11 protein-coding genes are annotated in these 15,887 nt (G+C 62.5%); 5 read left to right on the top strand and 6 right to left on the bottom strand.

The features are described 5' to 3' along the window. The first annotated feature begins 193 nt into the window (after positions 1 to 193). The 3 genes from GPJ75_RS27090 to GPJ75_RS27080 all read left to right on the top strand — a co-directional run bounded on the left by GPJ75_RS27090 (position 194) and on the right by GPJ75_RS27080 (position 2,453). Complete coding sequence (locus GPJ75_RS27090; protein ID WP_246249323.1) at positions 194 to 1,276, top strand: IS110 family RNA-guided transposase; 1,083 nt, start codon at positions 194 to 196, stop codon at positions 1,274 to 1,276. A gap of 394 nt (positions 1,277 to 1,670) precedes the next feature. Beyond that, on the top strand, positions 1,671 to 1,883 hold the full coding sequence (locus GPJ75_RS27085; RefSeq protein ID WP_159591908.1) for a hypothetical protein: 213 nt from the start codon (positions 1,671 to 1,673) through the stop codon (positions 1,881 to 1,883). Between the two features lie 120 nt (positions 1,884 to 2,003). Beyond that, positions 2,004 to 2,453 (top strand): GNAT family N-acetyltransferase, encoded by a 450-nt coding sequence (locus GPJ75_RS27080; protein ID WP_159591905.1) that lies wholly within the window; start codon positions 2,004 to 2,006, stop codon positions 2,451 to 2,453. Between the two features lie 158 nt (positions 2,454 to 2,611). Here GPJ75_RS27080 and GPJ75_RS27075 read toward each other — a convergent pair whose 3' ends face one another. The 3 genes from GPJ75_RS27075 to GPJ75_RS27065 form a co-directional block, all read right to left on the bottom strand. Continuing rightward, entirely contained in the window at positions 2,612 to 3,802 is a 1,191-nt protein-coding gene (locus GPJ75_RS27075; RefSeq protein WP_163273261.1) for an NADH-quinone oxidoreductase subunit D, read from the bottom strand. Between the two features lie 341 nt (positions 3,803 to 4,143). After that, positions 4,144 to 5,475, bottom strand: coding sequence for an ATP-binding protein (locus GPJ75_RS27070; RefSeq protein ID WP_163273259.1), 1,332 nt, complete (start codon positions 5,473 to 5,475; stop codon positions 4,144 to 4,146). Further along, positions 5,475 to 6,215 carry a response regulator gene (locus GPJ75_RS27065; protein ID WP_163273263.1) on the bottom strand — a complete coding sequence of 247 codons (741 nt, stop codon included), beginning with the start codon at positions 6,213 to 6,215 and terminating at the stop codon, positions 5,475 to 5,477. Before GPJ75_RS27065 ends, GPJ75_RS27070 begins: the two co-directional genes overlap by 1 nt. 366 nt (positions 6,216 to 6,581) lie before the next feature. Here GPJ75_RS27065 and GPJ75_RS27060 point away from each other — a divergent pair, with 366 nt between their 5' ends. Together GPJ75_RS27060 and GPJ75_RS27055 are read left to right on the top strand one after the other, a co-directional pair. Further along, positions 6,582 to 7,742: an efflux RND transporter periplasmic adaptor subunit gene (locus tag GPJ75_RS27060; protein WP_163273257.1), complete on the top strand. Its 1,161-nt coding sequence runs from the start codon at positions 6,582 to 6,584 to the stop codon at positions 7,740 to 7,742. Next, on the top strand, positions 7,739 to 10,855 hold the full coding sequence (locus GPJ75_RS27055; protein WP_163273255.1) for an efflux RND transporter permease subunit: 3,117 nt from the start codon (positions 7,739 to 7,741) through the stop codon (positions 10,853 to 10,855). Before GPJ75_RS27060 ends, GPJ75_RS27055 begins: the two co-directional genes overlap by 4 nt. 735 nt (positions 10,856 to 11,590) lie before the next feature. On the opposite strand, the gene GPJ75_RS27050 is transcribed toward GPJ75_RS27055, so the two are convergent. The 3 genes from GPJ75_RS27050 to GPJ75_RS27040 all read right to left on the bottom strand — a co-directional run bounded on the left by GPJ75_RS27050 (position 11,591) and on the right by GPJ75_RS27040 (position 15,477). Further along, positions 11,591 to 12,721, bottom strand: coding sequence for an alpha/beta hydrolase (locus tag GPJ75_RS27050; protein ID WP_163273253.1), 1,131 nt, complete (start codon positions 12,719 to 12,721; stop codon positions 11,591 to 11,593). Between the two features lie 168 nt (positions 12,722 to 12,889). Further along, complete coding sequence (locus GPJ75_RS27045) at positions 12,890 to 13,702, bottom strand: class I SAM-dependent methyltransferase (protein ID WP_163273251.1); 813 nt, start codon at positions 13,700 to 13,702, stop codon at positions 12,890 to 12,892. A gap of 122 nt (positions 13,703 to 13,824) precedes the next feature. Continuing rightward, the gene (locus GPJ75_RS27040) at positions 13,825 to 15,477 is read right to left on the bottom strand and encodes a helix-turn-helix transcriptional regulator (RefSeq protein WP_163273249.1); all 1,653 of its coding nucleotides are present in this window, start codon (positions 15,475 to 15,477) and stop codon (positions 13,825 to 13,827) included. Positions 15,478 to 15,887 lie beyond the last annotated feature (410 nt).

The following is a 15,887-nucleotide window of genomic DNA, read 5'->3' as shown; positions in this document are numbered from 1 at the left end:
ATAGGAGAATGCCTACTACTCGCGGTCTCGCGGGCATTCCGCGGGCTTGAGCCTCCTCCGATGTTACGAGATCCGAGCTCGCCGCTAGACGTCATGTTCCGGGGCGGAGATCGGTGGCCCGCCCTTTCGTGCGATTGAAAGACGAGGGTTGCTCGGATGGGCCGAGCCGATCCTCACGCACGGAGGGCGAGCCATGACAGAGTATAGCGAAGCATTTGTCGCATTTGACGTAGCCAAGAAGAAGCATGCGGTGGCGATTGCGGAGGGCGGCCGCACGGGCGAGGTCCGGTTCGTGGGCGAGGTCGAGAACAAGCCGGCCGCGATCGCGCGGATAATCAAGAAGCTGGGCAGAAGGTACGATCGGCTGCACGTCTGCTTCGAGGCCGGGCCGACAGGTTACGGCCTTTACCGTCAGGTCAGCGATTTTGGTCATGACTGCATGGTGGTTGCGCCGGCCCTGATCCCGAAGCGAGCGGGCGAGCGGGTGAAGACCAACCGACGGGACGCGGTCATACTGGCGCGGCTGCATCGGGCGGGCGAGCTGACCGGTGTCTGGGTGCCGGACGTGGTCCACGAGGCTGTCCGCGATCTGGTCCGGGCCCGGGAGGCCGGAGCCGACGACCTGCGCCGCAAACGCCAGCAACTGCTCTCCTTCCTTCTACGCCATGGCCGGATCTACGAGGGCGGCGGTCACTGGACGTTGGCGCACCGGCGCTGGCTTGCCCGCGAGAGTTTCGAGCATGCGGCGCAGCAGATCGTGTTCCAGGAGAAGATCGACGCGATCGAGGACGCGGCTCGGCGGCTGCACCGCCTGGATGAACAATTGCGCGCCATCGTGCCAACCTGGTCCATGGCGCCGGTCGTGGAAGCCTATCAGGCGATGCGCGGCGCCTCGTTCCTGGTGGCGGTGACCTTCGCAGCTGAGATCGGCGACGTGCGCCGCTTCGACACGCCGCCGCAGCTGATGGCCTTTCTCGGCCTGGTTCCGGGAGAGCGCTCGACCGGCGATACGGTCCGCCGCTCGGGCCTGACGCTCGCCGGCAATCGACGCGCCCGCCGTGTCCTGGTCGAAGCGGCTTGGACTTACCGCTACCCCGCCAGGGTGAGCGAGACCCTGAGGGTCTGGCTCGAGGGGCTGCCCAAAGCTGTCCGCGACATTGCCTGGAAGGCGCAGGTCCGGCTTTGCGCCCGCTATCGCCGGGGGTGGGGCCACCGGTGGGGAACTCCCGTCGCTAGTTATGTGGCCGAGCCGATGCGCCCGACGCCCGCCCTCTAGACCGAGGACAGCCCCGAGACGAAGACACGGAAGGCGGTATCCAACCCGCGGATGAGAGTCTGATCAACCGTCGTCTCCGAGCTCCACCTCCTGCTCTGTGCAGCTTCAGCCAACCCGACTGCTTCGAATTACTCGCCAAGCAGCCGGTCCCTCACGCCTGCAGCCTTGACAGGGAACATGAGAGCTAAGGGACTTCCAGCAGGCCTGCGCAGTGTTTGACACCACTCCGCTGCGAACCTGATCGGTCCCGTCTGTGTTGTTGATCCGCGGAATTCCACGCCGGCGGACAGGTACGGTTTCATCTCAAACCGGTCAAAGGTGGATACGTTGTAGCGGGCTGCAACGGGTTGATCTTTCGCCTTGGCGAGCAACAGGGGCCGCACTAGGATCACCTATGGCCCCGCAGCGGTACGACCTACGGCAAGAACCCGATGGGACATGGACAGTGATCGACGTGTTCACCGGATGGCCCGCCATGATCAACGGGCAGGCCCAGATCAGCGGGGATGTCCAGGCGACGGGGCTCGATATGGAGGAAGCCGACGATCTGGTCGACCTCATGAACCTTCAAGATGTCAGACGCAGAGGCACTACCGGGCCGACATAGAGCTACCATTGAGGCGGCGATCAAGGACGAGCAGAGCAAGCACATTTCTCGAGGTCGCGCGAGGGTCGAATGCGGAAGCCTGTGATAGTTCCTCAGTCGCGGTGAGATCGGCAGAGCACCATGGCAATTCATTTCCGCCTCATTGATCGATCTGATTTGCCAGCATTGCGCTCGTGGTTCGGTGACGAGGAGCTACTGCGCCGAATCTCCTATCCGACAGATGAGTGGTTCTCGCCCGTTTCTGGCTCGGACGCGCGAGCGTGGGTCGCACTGGATGACAGCGGCGCATTGGTCGGCCAAATCCAGGTCGACTTTGACGAACCGGAGCAAGGATACATTGATTTCATGATCCGGCCTGATCTTCGTGGGCGTGGGCTCGGCAAGGCTGTGCTCACTGCATTTGTGTCCGGCCCTAGCGGCGAGTTCCCGATTCTGGAAGGTCGCATCGAGCCTGACAACGTCGCAAGCCTCTCCTGCGTTCAGTCCTGCGGCTTCCAGCTTCTGCCTGATAGGGACGAGGACGGCTTCATCCGAGCAGTCTTCATGCGACATCTCAAGCCGAGGCAGTGACTTCCTACCGAATTTCCGCAACGGGCGGTTCTTGCGCCTTACCGTAGGTCGCGGTTGGGTGGTTCTGTCACATTGGTCAATTGTGCCGATGGGTGGTCCCCAGCCGTTTGAAGCGTCACCCCGGTCAGATTGCCCGCGATAAACTCTCCACGGGCCCATCAACGATCAATTTCCCCAAACACTATATCGATCGATCCGACGATTGCAGAGACATCGCCCAACATGTGCCCCCGGCTCAGGAAGTCCATCGCCTGTAAGTGTGCGTATGAAGGTGCCCGGATTTTGCACCGGTAAGGCCGATTGGTGCCGTCGGAGACAAGATAGACCCCGAACTCGCCCTTGGGAGCCTCGACCGCGGCGTAGACCTCGCCGGCCGGCACTCGATGGCCTTCGGAGTACAACTTGAAATGCGCGATCGTTGCCTCCATCGAACGTTTCATAACGTCGCGAGGCGGCGGCACGATCTTGTGATCTCTGGTGGCAACAGGTCCCTGGCATTCCGGACGCCTCAGGTCTTCAAGACATTGCTTCATGATGCGCACGGACTGACGCATCTCTTCCATTCGCACCAGATAACGATCATAGCAATCGCCGTTCTTGCCGACGGGAATATCGAAATCGAGGTCGGAATAGCATTCGTAAGGCTGCGCTTTGCGCAGGTCCCAAGCTGCGCCTGCGCCCCGCACCATCACGCCGGAACAGCCCCGGGCCCAGGCGTCATCGAGCTCGATTTTGCCGATGTCGACATTGCGTTGCTTGAAGATGCGATTCTCCGTCAACAACCCCTCAAGATCGTCGCATACTTTCAGGAATGGGTCGCAGAAAGCCCAGATATCGTCGAGAAGTTTCGGCGGGAGGTCCTGATGCACACCACCAACTCGGAAATAATTGGCATGCATCCGGGCACCGGACGCACGCTCGTAAAAGACCATGAGCTTTTCGCGTTCCTCAAAACCCCATGCAATCGGCGTGAGCGCACCGACATCCATCGCCTGGGTGGTAATATTCAGAAGATGCGAAAGCAGGCGACCAATCTCGGAGAAGAGCACGCGGATGAGCTGACCGCGCCGGGGTACTTCGATTTCGAGCAGACGCTCAACTGCCAGACAGAAGGGATGTTCCTGATTCATGGGTGCGACATAGTCGAGGCGGTCGAAGTAGGGCAGGGCCTGGAGATATGTTTTGCTCTCGATAAGTTTCTCGGTGCCACGGTGCAGAAGCCCGATATGCGGGTCCACACGCACGACTACCTCCCCGTCGAGTTCAAGCACCAGTCGCAACACACCATGTGCTGCCGGGTGTACGGGTCCCCAGTTGATCGTAAAATTGCGTACAGCGACTTCCGTCATCGGACGGCTCAAAATCAGACCAGCTCTCGGTCTGCAGGTTCAGATCCAGCATCTGTCTTTCCGAAACGCCCCGTGCTTGGAAACTGTTCCTATCTCGCGTGACTTTGTGATCGCGCGAGTTTTGCCTTGATCAGAGGCAAGAACACACCGTCCCGAACGGAGGTTTGCAACGGGGTTGGCTTCTGATGCGATCGCGCCGACCGCCCGCATCAACCGCTTAATTGGTCGAACATGCGCCAAAGGGCCGAGTCGGGTGGGACCTTGCCATTCACTATATCCCTGCGAATACGCAAATGTGTTCAGGAACGGGCATTCACCGTGGCTCAAATGTCGGCTGTCAGTCAGGCTTGGTGGGCTTCGCCGGGCAACGACAGGCGCACGATAAGTCCGCGAGGCGTCCGGTCGAGAAGGTCGATCCCGCCGCCATGGCCCTTGACGACGTCGCGGGCGATCGACAGCCCGAGGCCGAAGCCGCTGCGATTTTCCGAGCTCCGGGCGTTATCGCCTTTGAAGAACGGGTCGAACACTTTCTCGCGCAGCGAGGCAGGAATGCCCGGGCCGTCGTCGGCGATATCGATCTCGACCATGCCGTCGTCGCGCGCGCGCAAAGCGACCGTCACCGCTGAGCCATGCTTGACGGCATTGTCGACGACATTGCTGATTGCGCGCGTCAGAATGCTCGGCCAACACGTCCAAGCAAGCCGCGCCGGACCCTCGTAGGAGACGGCGTGGCCAACATCGGCGAACTCGGTGCAGATCGTTTGCAGGACACTCGGCAGATCGACGCGGGACATGCTTTCCGATCGGACATCCTCGCGCAGGTAAGCCAGAGTTTCGTCAAGCATGTGCGTGATGCGCGTCACCTCATGCAGCATGCCGTCTCTCAGATTCTGCTCGCCTATGCGTTCCGCCCGCAGCCGCAGCCGCGTCAGCGGCGTTCGCAGGTCGTGGCTGATCGCCACCAGCGTTCGCGTCCGGTCATCGAGCAGGGCACGGATGCGGGTGCGCATGTCGTTGAGAGCGTCGGCGACCTGCGCGATTTCGCGGGGGCCGCTTTGGTTCACGATCCGATCGTCATCAGGAGATCGTCCGAAGGAATGCGCGGCCGCAGCAACGGAGGACAACGGCGCGATGATCCATCGGATCGCATAGACGGACAGTAGCGTCACCAAAACCAGTATGATGGTCAGCGTCAGGACGATCGGGGCCAAGACGAAGTGCCATAGATTGGCGCCGGCAGGCGTTTCGAAGAGGAGGGCGCCATGGTTGCCAATTCCGACTGCCAGGTGGTCGATACTGCCGCCGGGCAAGCGGGCGCCTTCGATGACGTCGATCCCCCAGTTGGACTCCAATTGATCCGAGAGAAGCCTGGCCAACAACGGCAGCCGAGCAGTGTCGATCGGCGTTTCCAGTTCCGTCAACGCAACGTGCGTCACCTCTACGCCGGCTCGTTGGGCGGCTGCAATGATGGCGGCAGCGTCGTCCGGACTTTCGGCGGCTTTCACGAGCAGGGTCACCTCGGCAATCCGAACGGCTCCGGCGGATGGGTTGTGCTCGAAGAAGACGAGCAGGCTGGCCACCACGAGCGCGACCCCGAGCAGCACGGAAATCGCCGCGATGCCGGTGATCTGAGTTGTGAAGCTGTGCAGCCCTAGGCGCTCCGTAAGGCGCATCAGGCTTCCTCCACGGTCGGGGCGAACACATAGCCCCCCAGGCGCACGGTCCTGATCAAAGTCGGCTCGCTCGGATCCGGCTCAATCTTCTGGCGGATGCGGCTAACATGAACATCGATGCTGCGCTCGATCGGACCTGCAAGGCCGCCATGAACCATTTCGAGCAGTTGCTCGCGCGAGAGTACCCGGCCCGGGTTGCGGCAGAAAGCGAGAAGCAGGTCGAACTCTACGCTTGTCATCGCGATCCTGACCCCTTCCGGGTCGTGGAGTTGTCGTGCGGCGGGATCGATCCGCCACCCGGCGAACGCCAACGGTCTTGCGCGAACCTGGGCGATGTCACGCTCGCCTCGCGCGCGACGCAGGAGCGCCCGGATGCGGGCCACCAGCTCGCGCGAGTTGAAGGGCTTGGGCACGTAGTCGTCGGCGCCGATCTCCAGGCCGATGATCCGATCGATGTCCTCGCCGCGCGCCGTCACCATGATGATGGGGATTGCCGACCCCGCCCTCAGCCTGCGGCAAATACTGAGCCCGTCCTCGCCCGGCAGCATGATATCGAGGACCACGAGGTCGACCTTCTCGCGCCCGAGGACCCCGTCCATTTCGATTGCCGAACCGACGGGAAGGGCGGTAAATCCATTGTCCGCCAACACGTCCACCAGCATTCGGGAGATTTCCGGATCGTCCTCGACGAGCAGAATGCGGGGTCTCGTTTCAGTCTGTATCGAATGAATGGACGACATCGTTCCACCCGATCTTGGCACCGGCTTATTTTTACTGCGATGAACGGCGCCGTCAGCAGCCGAGATGTGTTTTTTTGTTAAGGGCATAGCCCCAAAATCCGGCAATTTCTGCTCTCGCAGCAACATCTCTTAATATCACTTAAATCCGGCTCCTTCCGCGGCCGGCTATTCTTGAGCAGCGTACAGTTTACGGGGGTACCCCTGATGCAAGGCGCGATCGCCCTTGCTGGTGTTCACATCCTGTCCGCTGGTGTGGTCGGGGCACTATAGCAGGATCGTCGAACTACAAGGGGTGCTTCACGTCCAATGCCGAGGTCCATGATGGAAGATAGGCCCAAAATCTGGCGCTTTCTCCGGCGATCGGCTTTGGCCGCAGCCATTCTAGGAATGCTTGCTGGGGGCGTCTTCTTCGCCGGCGGCAGCCTCCTCAGCGGCATTGGCAATCTTCACGGCCCTGATCGCCCTGCACCGTCCGGCGATGCAGGTGGCGCCACACTGCCTTCCAGCGTCACAGAAGGCACAACGTTGACCGTCACCGTGGCTACTATCGGAACTCGCCGCATGGAGACGGCGGTGCTGGCGACCGGCACCGTGGTCGCCTGGGAGGAGCTTCCTGTTTCGGCCGAGGTTGCCGGTCTGGCGATCACCGAGGTGCTGGTCGACGAAGGCGATCGTGTCGAGAAGGGACAGGTCCTCGCGCGTTTGAACGACGTTCAGCTCCAAGCCCAGATTGAACAGCAGCAGGCCACGATCACGGAAGCTGAGGCCAATCTCGAAGCCGCCGAGGCGGAGCTGCAGCGCGGGCAGGAGCTTGCCGCACGCAATGCCATCAGCAAGCAGGACGTGGAGAGCCGCGCCACCGCAGCGACGACGGCCGAGGCCCGCCTTGCCGTGGCACGGGCCGGTCTTTCCCAGTTGAACGCGAAGCTCGCTCAAACCAGCATCTCTGCGCCTGCCGACGGATATATCTCGAAGAAATCGGCCGTCCTCGGACAGGTGGTGCAGGCTGGCGCCGAATTGCTGCGCATTGTGCGCGACGGTCGGCTCGAAGTCGAGGCGCGAGTTTCCGAAGGCGATTTATTCGGCATCGCTCCGGGACAGGCCGTACGCGTCACCGGCCCAGCGGGCCGGGCGATCGAAGCCGAAGTGCGCGCCGTTGCGCCGATTGTCGATCCACGGACCCGCCTCGGCACAGTCTACATCGCGCTGCCGCCGGATTCCGGCCTGAAGCCCGGCATGTTTGCACGAGCGGAGATTGCGGCCGACCTGCCGATGGCGCTTGCGGTGCCACAAAAGGCGTTGGTCTGGCAAAATGGCCAGAACGCCGTCTTTGCCGTCCATAACGGGAAGGCCTTGCTGCGGCCAGTCGAGACCGGCGTGCGACGGGACGGGTGGATCGAGATCACTGACGGGCTCGCTCCGGGAGATCGCATCGCCATTGACGGCGCCGGTTTTCTCAAGGACGGTGAGAGCGTGCGAGTCGAGCTTGCGGAAGCAGAACCCGCAAGCATGGAGGATGCCCGGTGAGAAACCTCTCCTCCTGGTCGATCCGCCATCCCATCCCCACGATCGTCCTGTTCCTAGTCCTCATGCTAGCCGGCGTGGCGGGTTTCCGGAACCTTGGCGTCAACAACTTGCCGGACATGGACATCCCGACGGTCATCGTCACGGTCCAACAGGCGGGCGCGGCACCCTCCGAGCTCGAGACCCAGGTGACGCGCGTCGTGGAAGACGCCGTCGCCGGTCTTGGCAATGTCGATCACATCCGCTCCACCGTCAACGAGGGCATCTCGACGACGAATGTCGAATTCGCGCTCGGCACCGACACCCAAAAGGCCGCCAACGACGTCCGCAATGCGGTCTCCGGCATCCGGGCCAACCTTCCGGCCGACATCCAGGAGCCACTTGTTCAGGAACTCGACGTGTCCGGCGGGGCGATTGCGACCTTCGCGGTCAGCGCCCCGGCGATGAACCCGCAGGAGGTCAGCTGGTTCGTCGACAACGATGTCGCCAAGGCTGTCCTCTCGGCCAACGGTGTGTCCAGGATCGAGCGTGCCGGTGGCGTCGATCGCGAAATCCGTGTCGCGCTCGATCCCGACCGCATGATGGCGCTCGGCATCACGGCCGCGGAAATCAGCCAGCAGCTGCGCGAAGTCAACACGAACCAGCCCGGCGGCCGTGCCACGATCGGCCGCGGCGAGCAGGCGATCCGGGTGCTCGGCGCTGCGTTGACCGTGGAGGAGCTTGCCGACATCCGCCTTGCCCTTCCCGACGGGCGAACCATCCGGCTGAAGGAGGCCGCACGCGTGGAGGACGGCTGGGCAGAGCAGCGCCAGCTTGCACGGCTCGATGGCGAAGAGGTCGTGGCCTTCAGCGTCTATCGGACCGTTGGATCGAGCGAAGTCGACGTCACCGCCGCCGTGCGCGAGAAGGTCCGGGAGATCGACCAGGCACGCGGCGATGTAAGCATCCAGGAAGTGACATCGTCTACGGCACATGTCGAGGAGAGCTATTTCGCGGCGCTGGAGGCGCTTGGGCTGGGCGCATTGCTGACCGTCGTCGCGATCTGGCTGTTCCTGCGCGATGGAAGGGCGACTTTCATCGGCGCTGTCGCCTTGCCGACATCGCTCATTCCGACCTTTGCGGTGATGAGCGTACTCGGCATATCGCTGAACAGCATCACGCTGCTCGCGCTGGCGCTCATGGTCGGCATCCTTGTCGACGATGCGATCGTAGAGATCGAGAACATCGTTCGCCACATGCGGCAGAGCGGAAAAAGCGTCTATCAGGCCGCGATAAATGCGGCCGACGAGATCGCGCTCGCCGTCGTCGCCACTACAGCCACGGTTGTCGCGGTATTCCTGCCGGTCGCCTTCATGCCGGGTGTGCCCGGACAGTTCTTCCGGGACTTCGCCATCGTCGCTTGTGTCTCGGGTGGCTTTTCGTTGCTGACCGCGCGGATGCTGACGCCGCTGATGGGCGCATTCCTCCTGAGGTTAGTACCGAGGGAGCGCGTCGAGCCGTTCTGGCTGCCTGGGTATCTCTCGCTCCTCGACGTCGCGCTGCGCCTCCGCTGGATCACGCTTGTTCTTGGCATCGCGTTCTTCGTCGCTTCGATGGCGCTCGTGCGATTTCTGCCGACCGAGTTTACTCCTGCCCGGGATCTCGGCCGCTCGGTGCTCTCAATCGAGCTGCCCCCCGGTTCCGCCCTGGCCGAGACCGATGCGGTGGTTCGCAGGGCCACCGGCATCCTGAAAGAGCCACCCGAAGTCGAGACTGTCTATGCCGCCATAGGCACGCAGACCTCGTCCGACATCGGCGCGGTCCTCCATGGCGGCGGCGCCTCGGCCGGCGAGGTTCGCAAGGCCGCGATGACGGTCAACCTCAAGCCGCGACGCGAGCGCGACCGATCCCAGCAAGCCTTCGAGGCGCTTGCTACCGGTGCATTGAACGCGATACCGGGCGCCCGGATGCGCTTCGGCGAGGGCCAACAGGGCGCGAGGATCGCGATCACATTGACGAGCGACAATCCGGAGGCGCTTGCGCGCACGATCGATGCCCTGGAGCGCGACATGCGCTCGATCCCGGGCGTCAACAATGTCGGGTCCACGGCGAGCCTCGCCCAACCCGAGCTCATCATCACGCCGAAGCCGGACAAGGCCGCCGAACTCGGCGTGTCGGCGACAACGCTGGCACATACGGTAGGCATCGCCACGCTGGGTGCCGCGGAGCAAAATCTGCCGACGTTCAACCTGGCAGATCGGCAGATTTCGATCCGCATCATGCTCGATGAATGGGCGCGCGACGACATCTCTTGGATCGCCAGCCTGCAGCTTCCCACCGGCAATGGGCCTATCCCGCTTGGCTCCGTGGCGGATTTCGCCTTCGGTGCCGGCGCGACTGAGATCGACCGGCTCGACCGGAGGCGGAGCGCGACGGTCGAAGGCGAGCTCGTCGGCATCACGCTCGGGCAGGCGAGGGAGCAGTTACGCGCTCTGCCGGCACTGCGCGAGCTCCCCCCAGGGGTCACCGAAGTCCCACTCGGCGACACCGAGCGTATGCACCAGCTGTTCGACGGCTTTGCCGTGGCAATGATCGCCGGCGTCATCCTGATGTACGCGGTGCTGGCCCTGCTGTTCGGAACCTTTATTCAGCCGATCACGCTCCTGACTGCATTGCCGCTGTCGCTCGGCGGCGCGCTCGGCGCGCTGCTGCTCACCGGAGGATCGCTGTCCGTGTCGGCTCTGATCGGTATCCTTTTGCTCATGGGCATCGCGGCGAAGAACTCGATCCTGCTGGTGGAATACGCCATCCTGGCGCGTCGAGAGCACGGGCTCGACCGTACCGCAGCTCTCCTCGATGCGGCACGAAAGCGGGCGCGACCCATCATCATGACCTCCGTGGCCATGAGCGCCGGGATGTTCCCGATAGCTCTCGGCCTCGGCGCCGATGCGGAGTTTCGCGCGCCAATGGCCATCACGGTGATCGGTGGGCTGGTCAGTTCGACCGCCCTCAGCCTCCTCTACGTGCCGGTCGTCTATACGCTCATGGACGGGCTGGAGCGACGGCTTGGGCAGGTGCTTGGGCGTCTGGTCGTCCGACCACCTCAGCCGGAGGCGGACAGGTCAGAGACGGCTTGAGAATCCGCAGGTTCACTCAGCCTCACTCAGCCTCACAGGCAATGCTCTCAGTTCGCAGATTCGGCTTGGCTGCCAATGCCCGCATTGTCAGGATTTGCCATAGGAGACGTTCGAAGGAAGGGCAGAGTGGGGTCGGAACTTCCGGTTCCTTTTTGCCGCGGTACGGTGGTCAGCGGAACGACCGGTTGTTGCTAACTTCATCCTGGTAACGGACGGGCAACTTTCGGCCCCCTTTCGGTCGGTCAATGACACTTTTCCGATGGTCGCTCATTGGCGCGAGGCCGTCATACAGGCACTGCCAATGAGTGTCGGTATCGGTAGTTGCGAGCCCCCGCAACCACTTTTGTTATAACTCTCTCGAAATCCCGATTTGACCGAGCCCGCACAAGCTTAACCGCCTGTGCGGGCTTTGTTTTTTCTGAGTGGCCCGACGGCGGCTTCGCGATTCCCCCGCGCCGTCACGTGCGCGTGAACACGGTACCCGCTGCAGACATCTCATCGATCGTATCGCGAAGGATGACCCGACAGCCGAGGGGCTCGGCCGCCCGTGCGACGTGTTCCCATACCCGATACCCACTCTTACCACTTACGCCGGCTCGCCCGCGCAGGTCCCCCGAAGCGACAGAACCGGATCCGCTACTACGGGTTGCTCGCTGCCCAGGCGACAGACCGCGCGATCGGCTGCTCGCCCTCCTTTTTGCACGCCGGCGCCGCTTACGGCGGCTATGGCGCGTGTCATTGGTTGACGATGTTGTCCAGCACCCACTGGTTCTCGAAATCCATGGATGAGGGCCCATTCATGTGGAGGTTGATCACGTGCCCCGTGTCCTGCGGGACGAAGATATCGAACACCGGAGCATTCGCATAGTACGGTGCCTCGAAGTCGTGGATGGTTGGCTCGTCGCAGACGAATCCTTCCGGTCCACCGCAGAAGATCGGATCATTCTCGCCGATGACCACCAAGGTCGGCTTGGAGACATTCTGGCTCGGCGAGGTCTCTACATCCACAGGGATTTCGTGTGGCTCGGGGAAGACTTCAAGCCCGATGAACGGAAGGCTCTCGTCAAGCAAGTTCGCGCTGACCACATCGCGCATCAAGCGAGCCTCCCAGTTGGATCCGGAGATCATACCGGGCGCCGCGTTGGGCTCGTCGTAGTACAAGGGGCCCTTGAATCCAATCGCGTCTACGAGGTAGCCACAGTCCGAGAACGTCTGACTGAAGACCGGATCCTCGCACACCGAAATGATCGCCTCCCCTCCGAGCGCGAACTGGGCGAAGCTGACTTTGACTCTGTGCTGGATTCCGTTCAACACGAACCCGTCGAAGTCGCCGGGGTACTTGCCTTCATGCTGCCACGCGTACATCGCCCCGAATGAGGAACCCAACCACACGATGGAAGAGTGGGCCGTTCCGGTCAGGGATCCATCACGCAGCTTTTCAACCACCCCATGAATCGCGGTGATGACTTTATCGATTGTTACCTGATCGCTCGGAGGCAGTGTGCTCTGACCCGTGCCGAGCCGGTCGATATTCACCACCGAGAACCCGCTTTGCAGCGCGGACTGCACCCGCGAAAACCGCTGGTTCGGCGGATTCCAGCCGTAGTGATTGTGATTGGTCGTGTGGACCATGAAGATGAGGGTTCCGTTGGACCGTTCTTCGGGCGGCGTGCAGTATTCCAGGTAGAGCTGTGCATCGGGCACGTCATCGACCGCGACAGGAACGTTGAAGTCCTGGCACAGCCCATGCGCCCCGTGAGCTTGGGATAGCGCCTGGTCTCCGGAGCCAATCGAGAGCCCCTCGGAGTTACAAGCCGTCGTCCCGATCAGTGAAATAGCTGCAAGTATCGAAGTTGTTTGCATCATTTTTTCTCCTTGGCCCGCTTAAGCGAGATTCGATCCATTTTCCTCAAGGTCCGCTCAAGCGAGCCGAAATCTCGCCGGACACCGGCAATCGTCGACGGCGGCTGTTTCATCCTTCTTCTGGCGCCGCCGCAGAGGCGGGGTCGTCGGCAAGCAGTTTCGATCCCGCGCCTATTTCAATGCGCTCGCTGTCGTCATGCCCACTTGAAGGGACAAGTAGCCGTCCACCACAAATTCCTGCCACTGCTTGCAGACATCGTGCTCCAGCGCGGCACGCTTGGCCTCGCCGGCCTGAGCCACCGCCTCGGCGAGCGGTGTGCTGTGGATGTATTGCCACAGGAAGTCGGCGGGCGCCGGCAAACGAAGGGCCTTGGGTTTTGCCTCGACGTCGACATTCCGGAAGCCGGCACTGCGCATAAGTTCCTTAAGTTCATCGACATCGTGCATCGAGAACACCAGGTCACCGAAAGAGGCGACTTCCGGACTGAGGTGGCGGGCCAATGCATCCGTCATGATTGCAAATAGGGGCGGCTTGGGCCCGGGCACGCTGATAACGGCCCGCCCGCCCGTCGCAAGGACGCGCCGCATCTCGCGCAGCGCGGTGAGCTTGCCGCGGACAAACTGAAGGCCCATCTGGCAGAGCACGGCATCGAATGCACCGTCTGGGAACGGCATCGACTCGGCGTTCGCTTCCTGCCAATTGATCGACATGCCTAACGGGGTTGCCGAACCGGCCACCGCCAGCATTCCGGGGTTTATGTCGAGGCCGGTCACCGAACCGGTGGCACCGACACGCTCCGCCGCCAACCGCGTCACGATCCCCGTGCCGCACGCGACATCGAGCACGCGCTCACCCGGTTGAAGGTCTGCCGTGGCGATGAGGTCGTCCGCCATGGGCGCACCGATGGCCGGGACAAAAAAACGTTGATAGTTCTCGGCTGCGGTCCCCTCATAGCTCTTGTTGTAGACTTGCTGCTGGTTCATCGTGTTCCCTCCCTCTCTTTGGAACACCAATAGTCTACGAAAGAGGGAACACGCCGCGCATCGCTCGAATTCGCCACGCCGTGTCGGTGGTCATATGGTCAAAATTGACCAGATGGAGCTGATCAGACGAGCTTGTGCGTGTGGGCGAATGCGCTGGCCGCGGTTCGGGACGTTACACCAAGCTTGTCGAAGATATTGCTCAGATGACGGGCAACGGTGTGCTCGCTGATGCCGAGCGCGCTGGCGATTTGCCGGTTCGGCTCACCAGAAGCCACGAGCGAAAGCACCTCCCGTTCGCGGTCCGTCAGCGCGTCCAACGGACCGGCGCTCCGGGTGGCTATCAGCCGTTCGAGTTCAACCAGGTCGGGCGCGGCGCCCAGCTGTCCGAAGACGGAATGTGCGGCGTGAAAGTGCATCCGCGCCGTCTCATGGTCGCCGAGCCGTTGGCAGACCCGTCCTATGAGGACCCGCACACGCGCGGATTCGTAGGGTGCCTCAAGTTTCTGCCAAAATGCCCACGCCTCGCGCAGAAGGGCGAGGGCTGCTTTCATCTTGCCCTCCGCGAACAGGACAGCACCGGTGGCCTGGGTGGAGGTTGCCAGAAGGATCGGCGCCTCGATGGTCGTAGCGATCTGCGTCAGCTCGTCGGCGGTCGCACGGGCGGTGACGAGATCGCCGCTGGCGATCAATATCTCGACGTATGGGCCGAGTAGCTTGGCCCGCGACGATCCGGCGCCCGGTCCTTGCAGGCTGCCGGCAGAATCGGCGACGCTGCGCATCAAGGCAACGGCGGCATCGGGCTTGCCCTCGGCCAATCGAAGCAGCGACAGGCCGGGCTGCGGTTCACATCCGTTCCGGCTGGCTTCGCGATACATCTCGTTGGCCTGCGCAAACTCGCCGCGCAGCCGGTGGAGTTCGCCTTGCTGGTAGCAGGCGCGCCCAACGGCGGCTTCCGACCGTTCTGCCAGGTGATCACGGGCCTTTATCGCCTCGGCGAGCGCCCCGGGCCAATCGCCCTTCAATTGCAGAATCTCGGAGCGATGCACTAGGCACTGGCCGCGATAGGGCACCAGATCGGGCTGGGAGGCGCACCAGATATCAAGCTGCGTGGTCCATTCACTTGCCCGGTGGAGATCGAAAATACCTTGGCAGGTCAGGATGACGGCGCAATAAACGATCCCGGCCAGCACCGGCGACACGTCTCCTGCCGTAACCGCCAGCATCGCCTCATCGAGTTGGGCGACCCCCTCGGCGTTCTTGCGCGACTGGATCAGGCGCTGGCCCTGGCTGAGCAGGCCCAGCGCCAGCAAATCGGGATCTCCGAACCGTTCGGCAAGCGCGACCGACTGCTCGAAACTGGTACCGGCGCTCTCGGTGTTTCCCTTGCCCATTGCCAGCAGGCCGGTCACGATGAGCCCGTATCCCTGCTCGACGCACGCCTCTTCGCGGTCCTTGAGCAACCGCTGCGAACGGGCGAGCCAGCCAGTGGTCTGGGCCATCTCGCCGGCGAGGAGCATGTAGAGGCTGAGCCAGAACCCCCATCGGGCGGCGCGCTCTACGTGACCCTGGTCGATGAGATCGTGATGCGCGCGTGTCCAGTTGGTGACTGCGTGGGCGTCCTCTCCGACGAGATATGCCGCCGTCGCAAACCGTTCTAAGTCAGCCGGTTCGAGCCGCGACTCGCGGTCCGCGGCGGACAGGTGCTCGTATGCCTCTCGCCATTTCTGTCGGGCGAATGCCTCTCGCCCCTGAACGAGTGCGGGGGTCTGTGCCATGATACCTTTTATCACAATCCGCCGACCATCGGACGGTGACTCCTGCCTTGCTGGCCGACCTTAAATAGCTTGCCACCGGGCAGGGCGCCGCCGCCGATTTCTCCCGCCGCCTCGCCGCCATCCGCGAGCGCCACGCGCGCAAGGGCCAGTTCATCAAACGGTTGCAGGGGCTGTGATGCGCGCGGAGTATGACGGTGTAGGAGAACGCACGGGAAAAGCCGTCAGCGCAAGTGAGCGTATTTGGTTGCAGGCCCCCGCAACCAAAGCACAACAAAAACCCCGTCAAACCAAGTGCGTTGCCCGCCGAAAAACAGATATCAACAAATCAATCGCTTAGTATTTAGGTTCAAATCACCCGCAACCAACCACGCTTGGCACGTACCGGCAGCAATTTCGGGAAAAATCGCACG

This window comes from Chelativorans alearensis (assembly GCF_010993735.1).
Classification (GTDB): domain Bacteria; phylum Pseudomonadota; class Alphaproteobacteria; order Rhizobiales; family Rhizobiaceae; genus Chelativorans; species Chelativorans alearense.
Note: the sequence above shows the minus strand (reverse complement) of the source record. Positions and strands in the feature narration are given on the sequence as shown.

Coding starts and splice junctions, on each gene's coding strand:
- GPJ75_RS27090 (WP_246249323.1), top strand. CDS start 194: ATGACAGAGTATAGCGAAGCATTTGTCGCATTTGACGTAGCCAAGAAG.
- GPJ75_RS27085 (WP_159591908.1), top strand. CDS start 1,671: ATGGCCCCGCAGCGGTACGACCTACGGCAAGAACCCGATGGGACATGG.
- GPJ75_RS27080 (WP_159591905.1), top strand. CDS start 2,004: ATGGCAATTCATTTCCGCCTCATTGATCGATCTGATTTGCCAGCATTG.
- GPJ75_RS27075 (WP_163273261.1), bottom strand. CDS start 3,802: ATGACGGAAGTCGCTGTACGCAATTTTACGATCAACTGGGGACCCGTA.
- GPJ75_RS27070 (WP_163273259.1), bottom strand. CDS start 5,475: ATGCGCCTTACGGAGCGCCTAGGGCTGCACAGCTTCACAACTCAGATC.
- GPJ75_RS27065 (WP_163273263.1), bottom strand. CDS start 6,215: ATGTCGTCCATTCATTCGATACAGACTGAAACGAGACCCCGCATTCTG.
- GPJ75_RS27050 (WP_163273253.1), bottom strand. CDS start 12,721: ATGATGCAAACAACTTCGATACTTGCAGCTATTTCACTGATCGGGACG.
- GPJ75_RS27045 (WP_163273251.1), bottom strand. CDS start 13,702: ATGAACCAGCAGCAAGTCTACAACAAGAGCTATGAGGGGACCGCAGCC.
- GPJ75_RS27040 (WP_163273249.1), bottom strand. CDS start 15,477: ATGGCACAGACCCCCGCACTCGTTCAGGGGCGAGAGGCATTCGCCCGA.